Source organism: Polaromonas sp., assembly GCF_039932935.1.
In the GTDB taxonomy this organism is placed as follows: Bacteria; Pseudomonadota; Gammaproteobacteria; order Burkholderiales; family Burkholderiaceae_C; genus Polaromonas.
In genome coordinates this window covers 1-15762 of sequence record NZ_JBDTPB010000087.1, presented here as the reverse complement: position 1 = coordinate 15762, position 15762 = coordinate 1, and the positions used below count along the sequence as shown (strand labels likewise).

The following is a 15762-nucleotide window of genomic DNA, read 5'->3' as shown; positions in this document are numbered from 1 at the left end:
AGTTAGCGTATCAGTTCATCTCTGCCCCGTGGTCCAGCTCGAGGGGTTCACTCCAGCGCCGGCTCAATGTCTGCCGATGATCGCCACGCAAACAAGCAGGCAGGCGGCCAGCAAGAGCGACAGGCCCTTCCAGAACATCACTGGGTTGCGCTCAAGCAGCGGCTGGCGCGTCCTGCTCAGGTATTCGCTGCCCGGGTGGCGCAAGTCATACAAGAACTCCGACAGTTCGCCATAGCGCTTGGCGGGATCGGGGTGCACAGCCTTGCGCAGCACGTCGTCAATCCAGGCCGGTATGCCACGGTCGCCGTACAGTACCGAGTCGTAGCGCAGTTTGTTTTGCGCAGCGCGCGTCCTGCATTTGGCCACTTCCGCGCCATAGGGCAGTTTGCCAGTCAGCATCTGGTAGGTGATGACGCCTAGTGAAAAGATGTCCGAGCGTGTGGTGCCGCCCTCACCCACAAAATATTCCGGTGCCGAATACTGGGCCGTGCCAAGGATATCATCGTGCCCGCCGGGCGCGTCTGCCTCCACCAGGCTGGCCACCCGGGTCGAACCGAAGTCGATGATCTTCACGGTACCCGTGTTGTCGATCATGATGTTCTCGGGCCGCAGGTCCTGGTGCAGCATCTCGAGCCGGTGAAAGGCGCGCAGGCCCTTGGCGATCTGCTCCACCAGCCCGCGCACCACTTCCAGCGCGGGCCGGGGGTTGTCCAGCATCCACTGGCTCAGCGTTCGCCCTTCGATGTATTCGGTTGCCACATACACGTAGTGGCGCTTTCTGGTCGGCACATAAGGTTTCAGCACATGCGCGCTGTTGATGCGCCGGGCAATCCACTCTTCCGTCAAAAACCGTTCAAGGTAAGCCGGGTCGCCGCCCAGGTCAATGGACGGTGTTTTAAGGATGACGAGCGCGCCCGTTTCGTTGTCGGTGGCCAGGTAAATATGGCTGCGGCTGCTGCCGTGCACTTCGCGGACGATGGTGTAGCCATCAAATTCCGTCCTCGCGTCCAGGATGGGCGGAAGCGGCAGGCCCGACAGCTGCTGGACCATCTCGCCGGCCTGCCCGTTGGGCAGCTCGTCAACCCGTACAACCTGCGCCGTGAGGTTGTCGCCGCTGCCGCGCTGCAGCGCTTTCTCGACGATGGACCTGGCGGCAATATCCAGCCCTCCGGGCTCGTCGGCACAAATGTGGATGAGGCCGGCCATGTCGTACTCGCTGACATGTTCGTACACGCCGTCGGTTGCCAGCAAGAAGATGTCGCCCTGCTCCACCTGCTGGGTCTGGTAGTCGATTTCAAGCTGGGGCTTGAAGCCCAGCGCACGGCCGAGGTAGCTTTGGCCCTGGGAGATCCAGACCCGGTGATCGCTGGTCAGTTGCTCCAGCGCCTTGCCGCGCAGGCGATAAATGCGTGAATCGCCGACATGAAAAATATGCGCGGTGGTCGACTTGATGACCATGGCGCTCAGAGTGCACACATAGCCTTTGTCCTTGTCGTAGCGGTACTGGCTTTTCTGCGATTGCGCATGCAGCCAGGAGTTGGTGGCGCTCAGGATGCGCTCGGCCGAAGTCTTGACCGTCCATGCATCAGAGGTGCAGTAATAGTCTTCCAGGAAACCAGTCACGGCATACTGGCTGGCCACGTCGCTGACGGCGCTGCTGCTGATGCCATCGGCCAGCGCAATCGCAATGCCCTTGGCACTCAGCTGCGGCTCTTTGGGCACATAGATACCGTGGAAATCCTGGTTGATTTCCTTGCGGCCCTTGTCCGAATACTGACCTGCCGATATCTTCAGTTCACTGGACATTTGGAATACCGAAAAAGCCCTCGCACACCTTGCAAACCTTGCATGCGCGAGGGCTTTTGTTTTTGAGACGAATTATTTGAAGGAACGTGTCGGTCCGGTTTTAATGTGCGTGGCATACAGCGTCAAGCCGGTGAAAGCCAGGCCGCCCACCAGGTTGCCCAGCACCGTGGGGATCTCGTTCCAGATCAGGTAGTCCATGATGGTGAAGTGTGCCCCGAGCATCAAACCCGAGGGGAACAGGAACATGTTCACGATGGAGTGCTCAAACACCATGTAGAAGAACAGCATGATGGGCATCCACATCGCGATCACCTTGCCGCTGACCTGGGTGGAGATCATTGCGCCGACCACGCCGGCAGACACCATCCAGTTGCAGAGCATGCCGCGCACGAACAGCGTGAGCATGCCGTTGGCGCCGAATTTCTGGTAGCCCAGGGTGCGGTTCTCGCCGATCACGCCGAGGGCCTTACCGACGGCGTTGGGCTCGGTAGAAAAGCCGTTGGTGACGTAGATCGCCATCATCACGGCGACCGTGAAGGCGCCGGCAAAGTTGCCGACGAACACCAGGCCCCAGTTGCGCAGCACACCCTTGAGGGTGACGCCCGGGCGCTTGTCAATCAGCGCCAGCGGGCACAGCACGAACACGCCCGTGAGCAAATCGAAGCCGAACAGGTACAGCATGACAAAACCCACCGGGAAGAGCACGGCGCCCAATAGCGGCTGGCCGGTCTGCACGTTGATGGTGACGGCGAACCAGGCCGCCAGGGCCAGGATGGCGCCCGCCATGTACGCCCTGATGACAGTGTCGCGGGTGGACATGAATATCTTGGACTCCCCCGCGTCCACCATCTTGGTCACAAATTCCGAAGGCACTAAATAAGCCATGCGATCCCCCAAATCCTGTTCTGCAAAAAAAAATCCACTTCGAGATCTTCAAAAAAAAATGAAGACCGAAGTGGACGCCGTTATCCATTCAGATCGATGGGCACCGCGAAGCCGCTGTGCCCTGCGCAGGCCTTCGTTAGCCTGACCTGAGGGATGCAAGCACATACCGTGCCGTAAGAAATAACCGCGAATCCGGCCTTACCGGCCCTTCAGGCACTGTGAAGGCGAATTGTTTGCCCCAAATTTGGGCATTTCAGCGTTCAACAGGTAAATTTTTGGTGCCTATCGCGCTCTTTACCTTGCGAGGGGAATTTCTGCAACATGCTGGGCGCAGCCAAAAGCGACGAGCCTGGCTGCCGTCGCTATCTGCGCTGATGTGCCAATGCCGAATGCAATTGCGCCATGGCGGAAACGCACTCCAGCACGACCGCCTGAATACGGCCAGCCACCTCGCCTGTCTGAGGCGAAAACGATGACGCAGTGCGCTCACCCACGGCCTCAGCAAGCCGCAATTGAACGGCCCGGAACATGATGTCCCAGTCCTCCGTCGAGATTTGAAGAGGGTCGGGGGTCGGCCGATCGGCGAACCGGGGCGCGGTCGGCAGCCCGGGGGTAAATTCAGCTAAAAAACCTGTCGGGCCGGTCACGAGAGCACCCGGCACACCGTGATGAGACGGGGTGCCCATGCGATTGAGATTGACGAAGCCCATGGCTTTCAGGGTTCTATGGGCGAAATTTCGCACCTTTTCAGCAGATGAGGGGGTTGTTTGCTTCATACGGGCACCTGCAGTGGTGCTGCATGGGCGTTGCAGCGACGGTAAAGCGCTAACGCAACCGAGACTCGGTCACTATTGGCTTGTACCGTTTATAGAGGTCCAAGCGATGAAAGTCAGTCCGCTAGCGGACTTAGTCGCGAAATATGAAAAATTCCGTAGGACAAGAGGCTGTTTAAACGTGCGCAAGTGCAATTTTTATGGCAAACCGCTGAAGTTCACCGATCTGGCTGAAATCCGAAGAGCCAGCAGGTACCCGGCCAGGGGCAATACTGTTCCTTCAAGGCCGTTCGCCCTGAGCTTGACCGAGGGTTTTCCAGCACACAGCAAGGCTTCGACAAGCTCAGTCCGAACGGTTTTTTGGTTCACTGAACGGCATTGCGGCTAGGCGGCAATCTGCCTTGGCAGCAGCCGGTCATATTCGTCCTTGACGACCTGATAGCACTCACAGGAACGCTTTTCCAGCCCCAGGCGGTCCAGCACCTTGATGCGGCCGCGCGTGTAGCTGATCAGCCCGGCGTCCTGCACTTTCAGCGCGGCTTCGGTCACACCTCCGCGCCGTACGCCGAGCATGTTGGCTATCAGCTCCTGGGTCATCACGAGTTCGTTGCCGGGCAAGCGGTCCAGGCTGAGCAGCAGCCACCGGCACAGTTGTTCGTCCAGAGAATGGTGCCGATTACAGACCGCCGTTTGCGACATCTGCGTGATAAGCGCCTGGGTATAGCGCAGCAGCAAATGCGTCGCGGGGCCCGACTTGTCGAACTCGTCCTTCATGAACTGCGCTTTCATGCGAAAGCCCGTGCCCGCGCTTTGCACCACGGCGCGGCTTGGCGTGGCATTGCCTCCGAGGAACAGCGAGATGCCGACGAGGCCTTCATTGCCGACCACGGCAATTTCAGCCGAGTCGCCGTTTCTCATCACGTACAGCAGGGAAACAATGGCAGAGGTCGGAAAGTACACGTAGTGCTCGACTTTTCCGGACTCGTAAAGTACCGCGCCCAACGGCATGTCAAACCATTCGAGATGCGGCAGCCAGCGCTTTAACTCAACGTCGGGCAGCGCAGCGAGCAGGCGGTTAAGTTTTACTTCACTCGAACCGGCGACCACGGGCTTGTGTTGAGCGGCTGGCGGAGAAGAAGCCCGGGGCTTCGCTGTTTTGGAAGGAGATACGGACAATGAGAAACCATGTAGTGGGCCTGCCTTCAAGGGGTGACGATATGTACGTACCTGAATAAGCTCTGATTCCAGCATACAAAGCTCACGCCGGGCTGTATGTGCGATAGCGCACAGGGGCAGGCCCGGTTTCGTCGGCTCCTCTTGTAGGCGGACTTGCTGAGGGTGCAGTGCAGACCACGCCGCGCGTCATCGCAGCCAGAACGGCACCAAAGCCACCAGACGCACAAAAGGGTAAAGCAAAGCAGGCTACGGGCTACGCGGCTGCGCAAAGCCCGAGCCAGGCTAACGACTATGCCGATTTGCGCTCCATCAGTTTCACCATCGCCCACAACACCCGGTTCGCCGGCACCGGCACGCCCAGCGCCTCGCCGCGCCTGACGACCAAGCCGTTGAGGTAGTCGATCTCAGTGGGTTTGCCACGCGCCAGGTCTTGCGCGGTGGAGGCGTATTGGTTGGGCATGCTGCCGGCCAGCTTGTCGACGGCAGCATGGACGTCGCCCGCCACCTGCACGCCTTCGGCTTCAGCCACTGCCAGGCATTCGGCCACCACGTCGCGCATGACGTCTTTCACACCTTCACCTTGCACGGTTTTGCCGTATGGCAGCTGTGCGATGGCCGAGACGGCGTTGTAGGCGCAGTTGAGGATGAGCTTGGCCCACAGGGCGCCGCGCACATTGCCGGAGATTTCAACCGGCACGGCAGCGGCGATGAAGGCTTGCGCGACGGTATCGCTGAGGGCGGATGGCTCAATCACCAGATCGCCACGGCCGTGATGTTTGACATGGCCGGGGCCAGCCACTTCGGTGGCCACGTACACCACGGCGGCGGCCACCGTGTGCTGCGGCAGCACGGTGCGCAGTCGGTCGGCATTGTCGACGCCGTTTTGCAGGCACAGCACCAGCGCACCCGGGGCGAGGTGCGGCCGGATCAATGCGCCGGCGGATTCGGTGTCGGTGGATTTCACGCAGAACAGCACCAGGTCTGCACCCTGCACGGCGGAGGGCTCGCTGCTGGCGGCCAGGCGTACGTGTTCGTCGAACGTTCGGGTTTCCATGTGCAGGCCGTCGCGCCGGATGGCCTCGACATGCTGGGGCCGGGCAACCAACACCACGTCATGCCCGGCACGCGCTAGCATGCCGCCGTAATAACAACCGACAGCGCCTGCGCCCATCACGGCGACTTTGAGGGATTGGGTCATGGCGTCTTTGCTTTCAGTGGATGCGGCTACAGAAACGCGAATTGTGGGTGAAGTTTGCCGCCCTTGCAGGCGGCGCTTGCATGACCCCGTTTAGACCGTGAAACGATTCCTGCCCGGCAGGCCTGCAAGCGCTGGCCAGCGGGTCGCCCTCAAAGCCTCAACCGCAAAATCGATGAGCACACGGGCAAGCACTGCAACTTCTTGAGTCGCAGTTGTTGCTATTAAATCAATAGCTGCTTGCGCTGGTCCTTATTGGGCTGCGGCTTGTTTTAATGCATGAAAAGGCCTTTTTGGGCCTCTTTTTAGCCTCTTTTTGGCGCTTCGGGGGCACTTCAGATACGCGGCAGCGTGATCCGCGCGCACAGGCCACCGCCGGTGGCCGGCAGCAGCTCCAGCGTTCCGCCATGCGCGCGCACGATGCGGTCCACGATGGCCAGGCCCAGCCCGGCGCCGGGAGGGCCGGTGCGCGTGCTTTCAGCACGGCGAAACGGCTGCTTTAAGGCCTCTGCCTGCCCGGCGGCAATGCCGGCACCACAGTCCGTCACCGCTACCCAGACCGCATCGCCCTGCGCGCCGGTGGCGATCGTCACGGGCGGCTGGCCATGGCGCCAGGCGTTTTCAACCAGGTTGGTGAGCACGCGGCGCATTGCACGCGGACGCAAGGGCACGGCCGGCGGGTTGCCGGCCTGCAGCGCCACCGGCATGCCGTGGCCGGCCGAAGCCGCCGCCACTTCGGCTGCCAGCACATCCAGCGCCACCGGCGCCAGCGCTTCGCTTTCGGCGGTGCGGGCAAAGTCCAGGAACTGGTTGATGATGGCGTCCATTTCTTCCACGCCGCGTGTCATGCGGGCCATCAGCTCGTCATCGGTCTTGTCGCGCAGGATCTCGATGCCCAGACGCAGCTTGGTCAGCGGCGTGCGCAAGTCGTGCGACACCCCCGCCAGCATTAACGTGCGCTCATCGTCGGCCTGGGCCAGGCTGCGCACCATCTGGTTAAAGCTGCGGCTCAGGTCGGCGATTTCCGTGGGGCCGTCTTCAGGCAGCGGCTGCGGGCTGCCGCCGCCGGCCAGCGTGTGCGCCGAAGCCACCACGCGGCGCAGGGGCCGGTTCAGGTAACGGTGGATCAGCAGCGCGCCCAGCAAGGCCAGCAGCGCGCTGGTGAGCGAGGCCACGATCCATGCGCCGGTGAATTCACGCGCCGGCAGCACGCCCGGCAGGTTGACCCAATAGTCGGCGCCATCCAGTCGCAGCCGCACCGCCAGGCTGCCGCCGGCTTCGCGGCGCCAGATGATTTCGGAGCCTTCCCCTTCCAGCGCAATACCGCGTGAGGCTTCATTGACGAAGCGGCGCTCCAGCCGGCTCAGAAGCATGCGTTCGCCGCGGCCACCGCCCTCGTCGTCATCGGCCACGCCCTGCATCGCACGGCGGTTAAATTGCGCCACAAAGGCCTCGCGCTGCGCGGGCGGCATGGCAGCCAGGCCGGCGCGGATGGAGCTGACATTGCGCGCCACCGCCACCGACAGCTGCGCCAGCCGCGGTTTGATGATCAGCTGGCGCACCAGCAGCGCGCTGGCCAGCTGGCCCGCCACAATAAGCACCACGATCAGCAGCACGTTGCGGCCGAACAGGCTGCGCGGGAATAGCTTCATGGAAAAGGCCTCACGGCTTGCCCGCCTTGCCGTGTTTTGCAGCGCCGCCTTCCGGCACAAACACATAGCCCACGCCCCACACGGTCTGGATGTGTGCCGGCTGGGAAGGATCGGCCTCAATCAACTTGCGCAGGCGCATGACCTGCACGTCGATGCTGCGGTCGGTGGCCTCGTGGTCGCGGCCATAGGCCAGCTCGATCAGCCTGTCGCGGCCCAGCGGCCGGTTGGGGTGCTGGGCCAGCGCCTGCAGCAGGCTGAATTCCCCGCTGGTGAGCGGCACGTCTTCGCCGTTTTTTTCCAGCCGGCGGGCCTCCAGCTTCAGGTTGAAGGCGCCAAACTGCACTGACCCCTGGCCGGGCAGCGGGCCGCTGTGCGCGCCCAACATGCGCTGCCTGCGCACCAGCGCCTGGATACGGGCCAGCAGCTCGCGTGGGTTGAACGGCTTGGGCAGGTAATCGTCCGCTCCCATTTCCAGGCCGACGATACGATCCACCGGGTCACCACGGGCAGTGAGCATGACGATGGGAATGGTTTCGCCGTGCGCGCGCAGGCGGCGGCACACTGCCAGGCCGTCTTCGCCCGGCATCATCACATCAAGCACCAGTACGTCAAACCGTTCCCGCGCCAGCAGGGTGTCCAGGGTTTTGGCGTCTTCCAGCGTGCGCACCGCGTAGCCCTGGTCGCTCAGGTAACGCTGCAGCAGGCTTCGCAGGTCGGCCTCGTCGTCGACCACCAGAACGCGGGCCAGCGGCTCGCTCATCGCGATGGGCCTGCCTGAAATAGCGCCGTGGAAACAACCATGAGAAAACACTCCATCACAGGAAAGATGCCCCATGGTAGCGGCCCGCCCGGGGCCGGCCGCCCGGCAAGTCATGACAAACGATGACAAAGCCGGGGTTTGCTCATGCCTTGTCATCAAGAGGCCGCTTGTAGCCATCGTTGGCTCACACAGGGCGGCCACAGTGACATCACGGCGCTGCAATGCAGATTTTCGCAGCGCCGAAAGCTCTCAATCCTCACGTCAACCTTCCAGGAGTTCGCCATGAAAACCACGCTTTCCGTCACCGCCCTGACATGCGCCCTGCTGGCCGCAGGTTTTGCCGCCCCTGCCGCCGAAGCGGCCGGCCGCCACGTGGTGCGGGCCAGTGCCGCCGGCGGCACCACCGCCACCAGGGACGTCACCCGCCAGGGCCCACAGGGCGGCACACGGGTGCGGAACCGCTCCACCACCACTGACGGGCAAGGCAACGCCAGCACTGCGGGCGGCGCCTCCACCACCGGCCCCAACGGCGCCACCGCCGTGCGAACCGGCCAGGCCAGCCGCAGTGCAGACGGCTCGGCACAGCGCAGCGGGGAGTTTTCCGCCACCGGCGCCAAAGGCAGTGTGGAGAGCAGCAGCAAAACCGCCGACGGCACCGTCAACGCCAGCCGCAATACCAGTGCCACCAGCGCCACCACCGGCAACAGTGTGCAAAGCACGGCGTCCTATAACCAGGCCACCGGCGTCACCCGCAGCACGACCTGCTATGACGCCAGCGGCGCGGCGATGAGCTGCCCGTCGCGCTGAACGGGCCTGGCCCTTTACGAATCGAACCGAACCGAATTCTTCAACACTTTCAACCTTCATCCGGAGCACCCTCATGACCCCCTCGTTCCACCTCCGCGCACTTTCAATCATGGGTTTCCTCGTGCTGGGCACCGCAGCCCATGCCCAGGCGCCCAACGCCGCCCGCCTGGAAAAAGCCCGTACCGAACTGCAAAAACGCTTTGACGCGGCCGACACCAACAAGGACGGCAAACTTACCCGCGAAGAAGCTCAGGCAAAGATGCCCAAGGTGTACAAAAACTTTGACGCCATCGACGCCAGCCATGCCGGCGCCATTTCGCTGGCCGACATCGAGACCTTTGTGGCGTCGAAAAAAGGCGCGCGCAAGTCGGCCGGCTGAATTGGTTTAACCTCACCCGCGACCTCTGGGCCCCGCAAGGCCGGCAGGCCCGGCTTCGCGTTCCCTTGTTCTTTCCTGGCGCACCGGACGCTGCTTGACTGGAGATATGAATGACACTTCTTGCCACCCAGGCGCGGCGTGCCGGCCTTGTTGCCGCGCTGCTGGTTTCCGCCACCTTCGCCATGGCCGCACCCGCCGTGCCTGACGGCGTGCGCCGCATCGCCGACCTGCCCTATGGCCAGGACGACCGCCAGCGCATGGATGTGTACCTGCCGGCCGCAACAGCGACCCAGGGAACCAATGCGCCTGTCATCGTGATGGTGCACGGCGGCGCCTGGATGGTGGGCAACAAGGCGATGCCCAAGGTGGTGGACAACAAGGTGGCTTACTGGGTCAAGCAGAAGGACTACATCTTTGTGTCGGTGGGCTACCGCCTGTCGCCGCAGGTTGACCCGCTGGTGCAGGCACGCGATGTGGCCAGCGCCCTGGCCAAAACGCAGGCCATGGCCGCCTCGTGGGGCGGCGATTCTGCGAAGGTCATTCTCATGGGGCATTCGGCCGGCGCGCACCTGGTAGCGCTGCTGGGCGCGTCGCCGGCACTGGCACGCGAATCAGGTGCCAAACCCTGGCTGGGTACCATCGCGCTCGACAGTGCCGCGCTGGACCTGGAGCGCATCATGAAAGCGCGGCACATGCGGTTTTACGACCGCGTGTTCGGCACCGACCCGGCCTATTGGCGCAGCGTGTCGCCCAGCAGCGTACTGGCGGCTGACGTCACGCCCATGCTGCTGGTGTGCTCGACACAGCGGGCAGACAACCCCTGTGCGCAGGCGCATGACTTTGCCGCGAAGGCGACGGCCAAAGGCGCGCGAGCCAGTGTGCTGCCGCAAGACCTGACGCACGAGCAGGTCAACGCCACGCTGGGCCTGCCCGGCGCCTATACGGATGCGGTAGACGGTTTTATGACGGGGCTGCTGCCGCGCTGATGGATTTAAGTAAAAACAGGCTGCAACCAAAATGGGAAAAGCGCAAGCAGCTATTTATTTGATAGCAGCTTGGATTCGGTTATTCCGCCGCATCAGGTTTTTCCACGACGGCATTGCGGCGGTGGTAGCTGAAAAACGTCCACATCATCAGCGTGGCGTCCGGGCCTTCGGGCTCGCTGTATTCCATGCTGGCGTCTCCGCCGCTCCAGGCATGGCCCAGGGCGTCTACGTTGCACTTCACCAACTGCGGCTTCCGCCCGGCGTACCAGGTCGTGGTCTGGTAGGCATGGCGTGGCCGTCTGCCGCTGCGGCGCTCGGGGTAACGGCGAACCACAGGCTCGGGGCGGGACGCGCTTTGGGTAATCACCGGGCTGTTGATGATTTCAAACTGCTCGGCCAGCTGCTCAGCGTTCACGCGCCGCACCACGGCATCGTTGTCGCCGTGGATCAGGATGGCCGGCATGCCGGGGAACTCCGGCTGGTCACTGGCAAACGAGCGCGCCGCCTCGCCGTAAGACGAGCCTGAGCCGTGCTGCATGGCGCGGTAGGCACTGAAAGGCGAATGGGTGGTGCCGAACACCGGCGCCGAATGCATGCCCACGGCGGCGATCAGCCCGGGGTGGCGCAGCGCCACGATGGCCGCCAGTGCGGCGCCGGCGGACAGGCCCGCCACGTAGGTGCGTGAAGCATCAAGCCCGTGCTTTTGCTGCACCTGGGAAATCATCGCGGCAATCACCCCGACGTCGCCCTCCCCGTTCTGCGTGGCCCGCTTGTACCAGTGCCAGCAGCGATGCGCGTCGGCGGCGCTGGACTGCTGGGGATAGAGCACCGCAAAGCCCTTGCGCTCGGCCAGCTCGTTCATGCGGCTGCCCGCCGCAAAATCGGCTGCCGTCTGCTGGCAGCCGTGCAGCATCACCACCAGCGGACGCGGCGCTGCAGGGGTGCCAGAAGCACCAGCTGCAGCGGGAAGGTAAAGCCAGTACAACATGCGCCGGGAATCCGTCAGCAAGCCGTCGCCCGGCAAGGTAAACCAGGCCTTGCGCCAGGTGCCGGGCAAACCGGCCGCAGCACGGGCCTGCGCGGGCGTCGGCCTGCGGGCTTTTTTGGCAGGCCGGGCAACCACGGGTTTCAGCTTGACCCTGGGCCTGCGCCGGCGCGGCGTTTTAGCGGCAGGCGTGACCTTGGGCAGCAGGCTTTCAAACAGGCGCAAGCCCTGCGCTTGCTGGGCCTTGCCCATTCGGCGCATGTTTTTTAGCCAAAGGCTGCTTAAGCTTCTGGACATGGTTTGACAAAAAGTGGTGGAGCCATCGGGGGTCGGCGTGAAGTCTGCATTTGCGCCAAATCAATAAGTACGCAGTCATTTTGCTGCATTGCAACAAAATGTCTACCCGCATGGTCATAAAACATTGAATATGGCGCTTTCCGTCACAAAATCGAGGTAACAAAACGATAAAGCCCGAGCGCTACGATGGAGGCTGCAAAGCCGCTGTGCCATTTCGGCGCGATAACAGCGCCATTTCAGCGCGTGTTCGCACCATTTAGAGTCTTTTCGCTTCCGGCTTCATCATGGCTGTCGCCTTTGCCTTTTTGAATTGCCGTACATTCCATCCGCTGTTTACGCCTTTACTGCCCCTACGTTTTTTCCTCATGCCTGAATTTCTCACCGCCGCCCTTTACCAGTTCGTTGAACTGCCCGACTTCGCCGGGCTGCAAGCGCCATTGCTGGCGCATTGCGAAGCCCATGGCGTCAAGGGCACGCTGCTGCTTGCGGCCGAAGGCATCAACGGCACGATTGCCGGGCCGCAAGAAGGCGTGCGTGCAGTGCTGGCCTATCTGCGCAGTGACCCACGCCTGGCAAAGCTGGAGCACAAGGAGGCCTGGGCCGAATCCATGCCGTTTTACCGGATGAAGGTGCGCCTCAAGCGCGAGATCGTCACCATGGGCGTGCCGGAAGTTCACCCGGCGCTGATGGCCGGCGAATACGTCAAGCCGCAGGAATGGAACCAGTTGATCAGCGAGCCGGGCGTGGTGCTGGTCGACACGCGCAACGACTATGAGGTGTCGATCGGCACCTTTCACGGCGCCATCAACCCGCACACCAGCAGCTTCTCGGAGTTGCCCGGCTGGGTGGAGCGGGAAATGGCCGAGGGCGGCAAGCTGGCAACCCACGATGGCAAAAAGCCCAGGGTCGCCATGTTTTGCACCGGCGGAATCCGCTGCGAAAAATCTACCGCCCTGCTGCGCTCCAAGGGCTTTGAGGAGGTCTACCACCTCGAAGGCGGCATCCTCAAATACCTGGAAACCGTGCCCGAAATGCAAAGCCGCTGGGAAGGCGAATGTTTTGTGTTTGACGAGCGTGTCTCTGTCGGCCACGGCCTGAAACCCGGCGATTTCACGCTGTGCCGCTCGTGCCGGGACCCGCTGAACGAAGCGGACCGGCAGTCGCCGCTGTATGAGCTGGGCGTAAGCTGCCCGCACTGCCACAGCAACACCACCGAAGAGCAAAAGGCCGGCTACCGCGAACGCCAGCGCCAGGTTGAGCTGGCTGAAAAGCGGCAAGCGCCGCACATCGGCGTGCGCCAGCCCGGCGGCTAAGCCCTGCCGAACTTCAAGCCATGAGCGGTGCCCTGCCCGTCCTTTATTCGTTTCGCCGCTGCCCGTATGCCATGCGCGCGCGGCTCGCATTGGCGATCAGCGGCGAGCCGCATGAGTTGCGCGAAGTTGTGCTGAAGAACAAACCCGCGGACATGCTGGCCGCTTCGCCCAAAGGCACGGTGCCGGTTTTGGTGCTGCCCAATGGAGAGGTCATTGACGAAAGCCTGGACGTGATGCTGTGGGCACTGCGGCGCAATGACCCGGAGAACTGGCTGGCCCCGTCCCAGGGCTCCATCGAGCAGATGCTCGCGCTCATCGCCGGCAACGACGGCGCGTTCAAGCGCAGCCTGGACCGCTACAAATACCCGAATCGGTACACCGAAGAATCTGCAGGGGATGCAGAAGCATTTGCACAACTGCACCGGGGCCTGGGCGCGGCCTGGCTGGCCCAGCTGGATGGAATGCTGACCGGCGGCTGGCTGTTCGGCGCCAGCGCGAGCCTGGCCGACATGGCGCTGCTGCCCTTCGTGCGGCAATTTGCCCATACCGATTCCCTCTGGTTTGCCGCCCAGCCTTGGCCGCGCGTGCGGGTCTGGTTGGCCCGATTTGAAGCCAGCGCGCTGTATGCCGACGTGATGGTCAAGCAGGTGCCGTGGCAATCGCAAGCAATGTAACGACCCACATTTGCTATTAAATCGATAGCTGCTTGCGCAAAATTCATAAGGGCTACAGCCCGATTTTGCTGAAATTCACACCATTTTCAACGTTGAAAGCGTGTAGACAGCACCACCGAGGTATTGGTGCGCTCAACGCCGTCCAGCAGGCCGATTCCGTCGATCAGCGCGTCGAGCCGCTCTATTGAGCCGGCCTGCACGATGGCAATCATGTCGAAGGTACCGCTGACCGAGAGCAGCGAGCGGACCTCGGGGATCTTGCGCAGCGCCGCTTCAACGGTGCCAGAGAGCTTGGGGCCGACGGTCAGCATCACCTGCGCAGAAACCTGCGACTGTTCATACGCGTCGCCGGTGCGCACGCCGTAGCCGGTGATGACCTTGTCCCGCTCCAGCCTTTCAATCCGGGCCTGCACCGCGGTGCGCGACAGGCCTACCTTGCGGGCCAGCAAGGCCACGGGGCAACGCGCGTTTTCACGCAGTTCGCCGAGCAGGGTCTGGTCTATGGCGTCGAGGTTCATGTTGCAGCGGTTTATAGATAAATAGAAGGTATGAATGCACTATTTGTCTAAATTATGGCTTCTATTTGTATAAATTGATACTACCAACCGTCGGCGCTGCGTTCCACAATCAGTCAACGCCATCTGGAGTGGCCCACAAAGGAGCTGATATGAAAAAGATCATGGTCGTCGGTGCTGGAAAAATCGGATCCACCATTGCCGCGCTGCTGGGCGCCAGCCAGGACTACGCGGTGACGGTGGTCGATGCATCACCAGCCGCACTGGCAGGCATCAAGGCTGGCCCCGGGGTTCAATTGAAGCTGCTGGATGTCACTGACCCTGTTGCCTTGCGCGCCGCGCTTGAGGGACAGTTTGCAGTGCTCAGCGCCGCGCCGTTTCACCTCACCACATCGATTGCCGAGGCTGCTGTGGCAGCCAGCGTGCACTACCTGGACCTGACCGAAGACGTGGCCAGCACGCGCCGCGTGCAAGAGCTGGCCGTTACGGCGCGCTCGGCGCTGATCCCGCAATGCGGCCTGGCGCCGGGCTTTGTGTCCATCGTGGCAGCCGACCTGTGCCGGCGTTTTGACAGCCTGCACAGCGTGCGCATGCGGGTGGGCGCCCTGCCGCAGTTTCCGTCAAACGCGCTCAACTACAACCTGACGTGGAGCACCGACGGCGTCATCAACGAGTATTGCGAGCCTTGTGAAGCCATTGTGGAGGGCGTACTGCGCCAGGTGCCGCCGCTGGCCGAGCACGAGGAGTTTTCGCTCGACGGCGTGACGTATGAGGCCTTCAACACCTCAGGCGGCCTGGGCACCCTGTGCGAGACGCTGCAGGGCAAGGTCACCAACCTGAACTACAAGACCATTCGCTACCCCGGCCACGCGGCCATCATGAAGGCGCTGCTCAACGACCTGCGCCTGCGCGACCGCCGCGGCGTACTCAAAGACATCCTGGAAAACGCCCTGCCCACGACGATGCAGGATGTGGTCATCGTGTTTGTGACGGTGAGCGGCCAGCGCGAAGGCCGTCTCATGCAGGAGACCTATGCCCACAAGGTCTACAGCCACGTGGTTGGCGGCGTGCTGCGCAGCGCAATCCAGATCACCACTGCGGCCGGTATTTGCACGGTGCTGGATTTGCTGGCTACCGGGCGTTTGCCTGCGCAGGGGTTTGTGCGGCAGGAGGATATTGCGCTGGAAGACTTTCTGGGGAACCGGTTTGGCAGGGCTTATGCGCCTTTGGTGGAGCGGGCTGCGGCTTGAGTTTCGCGCTTGTTTTTTAAGCGGATTGGCCTTCTGGCTAATAAGGGTGGGCGCAAGCAGCTATTTAATTGATAGCAGGTGATTTTGTTGTGCGCGGTTTCGGATTCGCGTGAGACGGTGCCCGGCTTTCGCCTCCCTTGCTGAAGGCTCCTGGCCGGGGGTTGCCCGGCGGCAAGTAACTTTCTTTTGCTTCGCCAAAAGAAAGTCACCAAAGAAAAGGCGACCCGCAGTCTGGGTCCCTGCGCTTCGCTTCGGGCAACCTGTGCTGCTCGACTCCGGCGGGGGTCCGCAGAACTCGCCTTCGGCTCA

Annotated in this window: 15 protein-coding genes; 6 read left to right on the top strand and 9 right to left on the bottom strand. The window is 62.4% G+C overall.

Translation table 11 applies throughout. The features are described 5' to 3' along the window. Positions 1–63: 63 nt before the first annotated feature. The 7 genes from ABI546_RS15550 to ompR form a co-directional block, all read right to left on the bottom strand. The gene (locus ABI546_RS15550; protein ID WP_348047859.1) at positions 64–1806 is read right to left on the bottom strand and encodes a bifunctional protein-serine/threonine kinase/phosphatase; all 1743 of its coding nucleotides are present in this window, start codon (positions 1804–1806) and stop codon (positions 64–66) included. Between the two features lie 72 nt (positions 1807–1878). After that, positions 1879–2691 carry a formate/nitrite transporter family protein gene (locus ABI546_RS15545; protein ID WP_348047857.1) on the bottom strand — a complete coding sequence of 271 codons (813 nt, stop codon included), beginning with the start codon at positions 2689–2691 and terminating at the stop codon, positions 1879–1881. A gap of 362 nt (positions 2692–3053) precedes the next feature. Further along, positions 3054–3467, bottom strand: a complete 414-nt coding sequence (locus tag ABI546_RS15540) for a hypothetical protein (RefSeq protein WP_348047855.1) — start codon at positions 3465–3467, stop codon at positions 3054–3056. Positions 3468–3848: 381 nt separating this feature from the next. Further along, positions 3849–4523, bottom strand: coding sequence for a Crp/Fnr family transcriptional regulator (locus ABI546_RS15535; RefSeq protein WP_348047861.1), 675 nt, complete (start codon positions 4521–4523; stop codon positions 3849–3851). 406 nt (positions 4524–4929) lie between these two features. Beyond that, entirely contained in the window at positions 4930–5838 is a 909-nt protein-coding gene (locus ABI546_RS15530) for a ketopantoate reductase family protein (protein ID WP_348047853.1), read from the bottom strand. A 332-nt stretch (positions 5839–6170) separates the two neighbouring features. Next, complete coding sequence (locus ABI546_RS15525; RefSeq protein WP_348047851.1) at positions 6171–7487, bottom strand: ATP-binding protein; 1317 nt, start codon at positions 7485–7487, stop codon at positions 6171–6173. A gap of 10 nt (positions 7488–7497) precedes the next feature. Next, positions 7498–8247: a two-component system response regulator OmpR gene (gene ompR, locus ABI546_RS15520; RefSeq protein ID WP_348047849.1), complete on the bottom strand. Its 750-nt coding sequence runs from the start codon at positions 8245–8247 to the stop codon at positions 7498–7500. A 282-nt stretch (positions 8248–8529) separates the two neighbouring features. Between ompR and ABI546_RS15515 the strand changes: the two genes are divergently transcribed. The 3 genes from ABI546_RS15515 to ABI546_RS15505 all read left to right on the top strand — a co-directional run bounded on the left by ABI546_RS15515 (position 8530) and on the right by ABI546_RS15505 (position 10419). Beyond that, on the top strand, positions 8530–9054 hold the full coding sequence (locus ABI546_RS15515) for a hypothetical protein (protein ID WP_348047847.1): 525 nt from the start codon (positions 8530–8532) through the stop codon (positions 9052–9054). A gap of 73 nt (positions 9055–9127) precedes the next feature. Then, positions 9128–9433, top strand: coding sequence for an EF-hand domain-containing protein (locus tag ABI546_RS15510; protein WP_348047845.1), 306 nt, complete (start codon positions 9128–9130; stop codon positions 9431–9433). Positions 9434–9543: 110 nt separating this feature from the next. Then, positions 9544–10419, top strand: a complete 876-nt coding sequence (locus ABI546_RS15505; protein WP_348047843.1) for an alpha/beta hydrolase — start codon at positions 9544–9546, stop codon at positions 10417–10419. A gap of 79 nt (positions 10420–10498) precedes the next feature. On the opposite strand, the gene ABI546_RS15500 is transcribed toward ABI546_RS15505, so the two are convergent. Continuing rightward, positions 10499–11665 (bottom strand): PHB depolymerase family esterase, encoded by a 1167-nt coding sequence (locus ABI546_RS15500; protein ID WP_348047841.1) that lies wholly within the window; start codon positions 11663–11665, stop codon positions 10499–10501. A 401-nt stretch (positions 11666–12066) separates the two neighbouring features. Here ABI546_RS15500 and ABI546_RS15495 point away from each other — a divergent pair, with 401 nt between their 5' ends. Both ABI546_RS15495 and ABI546_RS15490 read left to right on the top strand, forming a co-directional pair. Further along, positions 12067–13014, top strand: a complete 948-nt coding sequence (locus ABI546_RS15495) for a rhodanese-related sulfurtransferase (protein WP_348047839.1) — start codon at positions 12067–12069, stop codon at positions 13012–13014. A 20-nt stretch (positions 13015–13034) separates the two neighbouring features. Next, positions 13035–13688, top strand: coding sequence for a glutathione S-transferase (locus ABI546_RS15490; RefSeq protein WP_348047837.1), 654 nt, complete (start codon positions 13035–13037; stop codon positions 13686–13688). A gap of 86 nt (positions 13689–13774) precedes the next feature. Here the strand turns inward: ABI546_RS15490 and ABI546_RS15485 are convergent, their stop codons facing one another. Beyond that, a complete protein-coding gene (locus ABI546_RS15485) occupies positions 13775–14206 on the bottom strand; it encodes an Lrp/AsnC family transcriptional regulator (protein ID WP_348047835.1) in 432 nt (143 codons plus the stop codon). Between the two features lie 149 nt (positions 14207–14355). Here ABI546_RS15485 and ABI546_RS15480 point away from each other — a divergent pair, with 149 nt between their 5' ends. Next, a complete protein-coding gene (locus ABI546_RS15480; RefSeq protein ID WP_348047833.1) occupies positions 14356–15453 on the top strand; it encodes a saccharopine dehydrogenase family protein in 1098 nt (365 codons plus the stop codon). Positions 15454–15762: the final 309 nt, after the last annotated feature.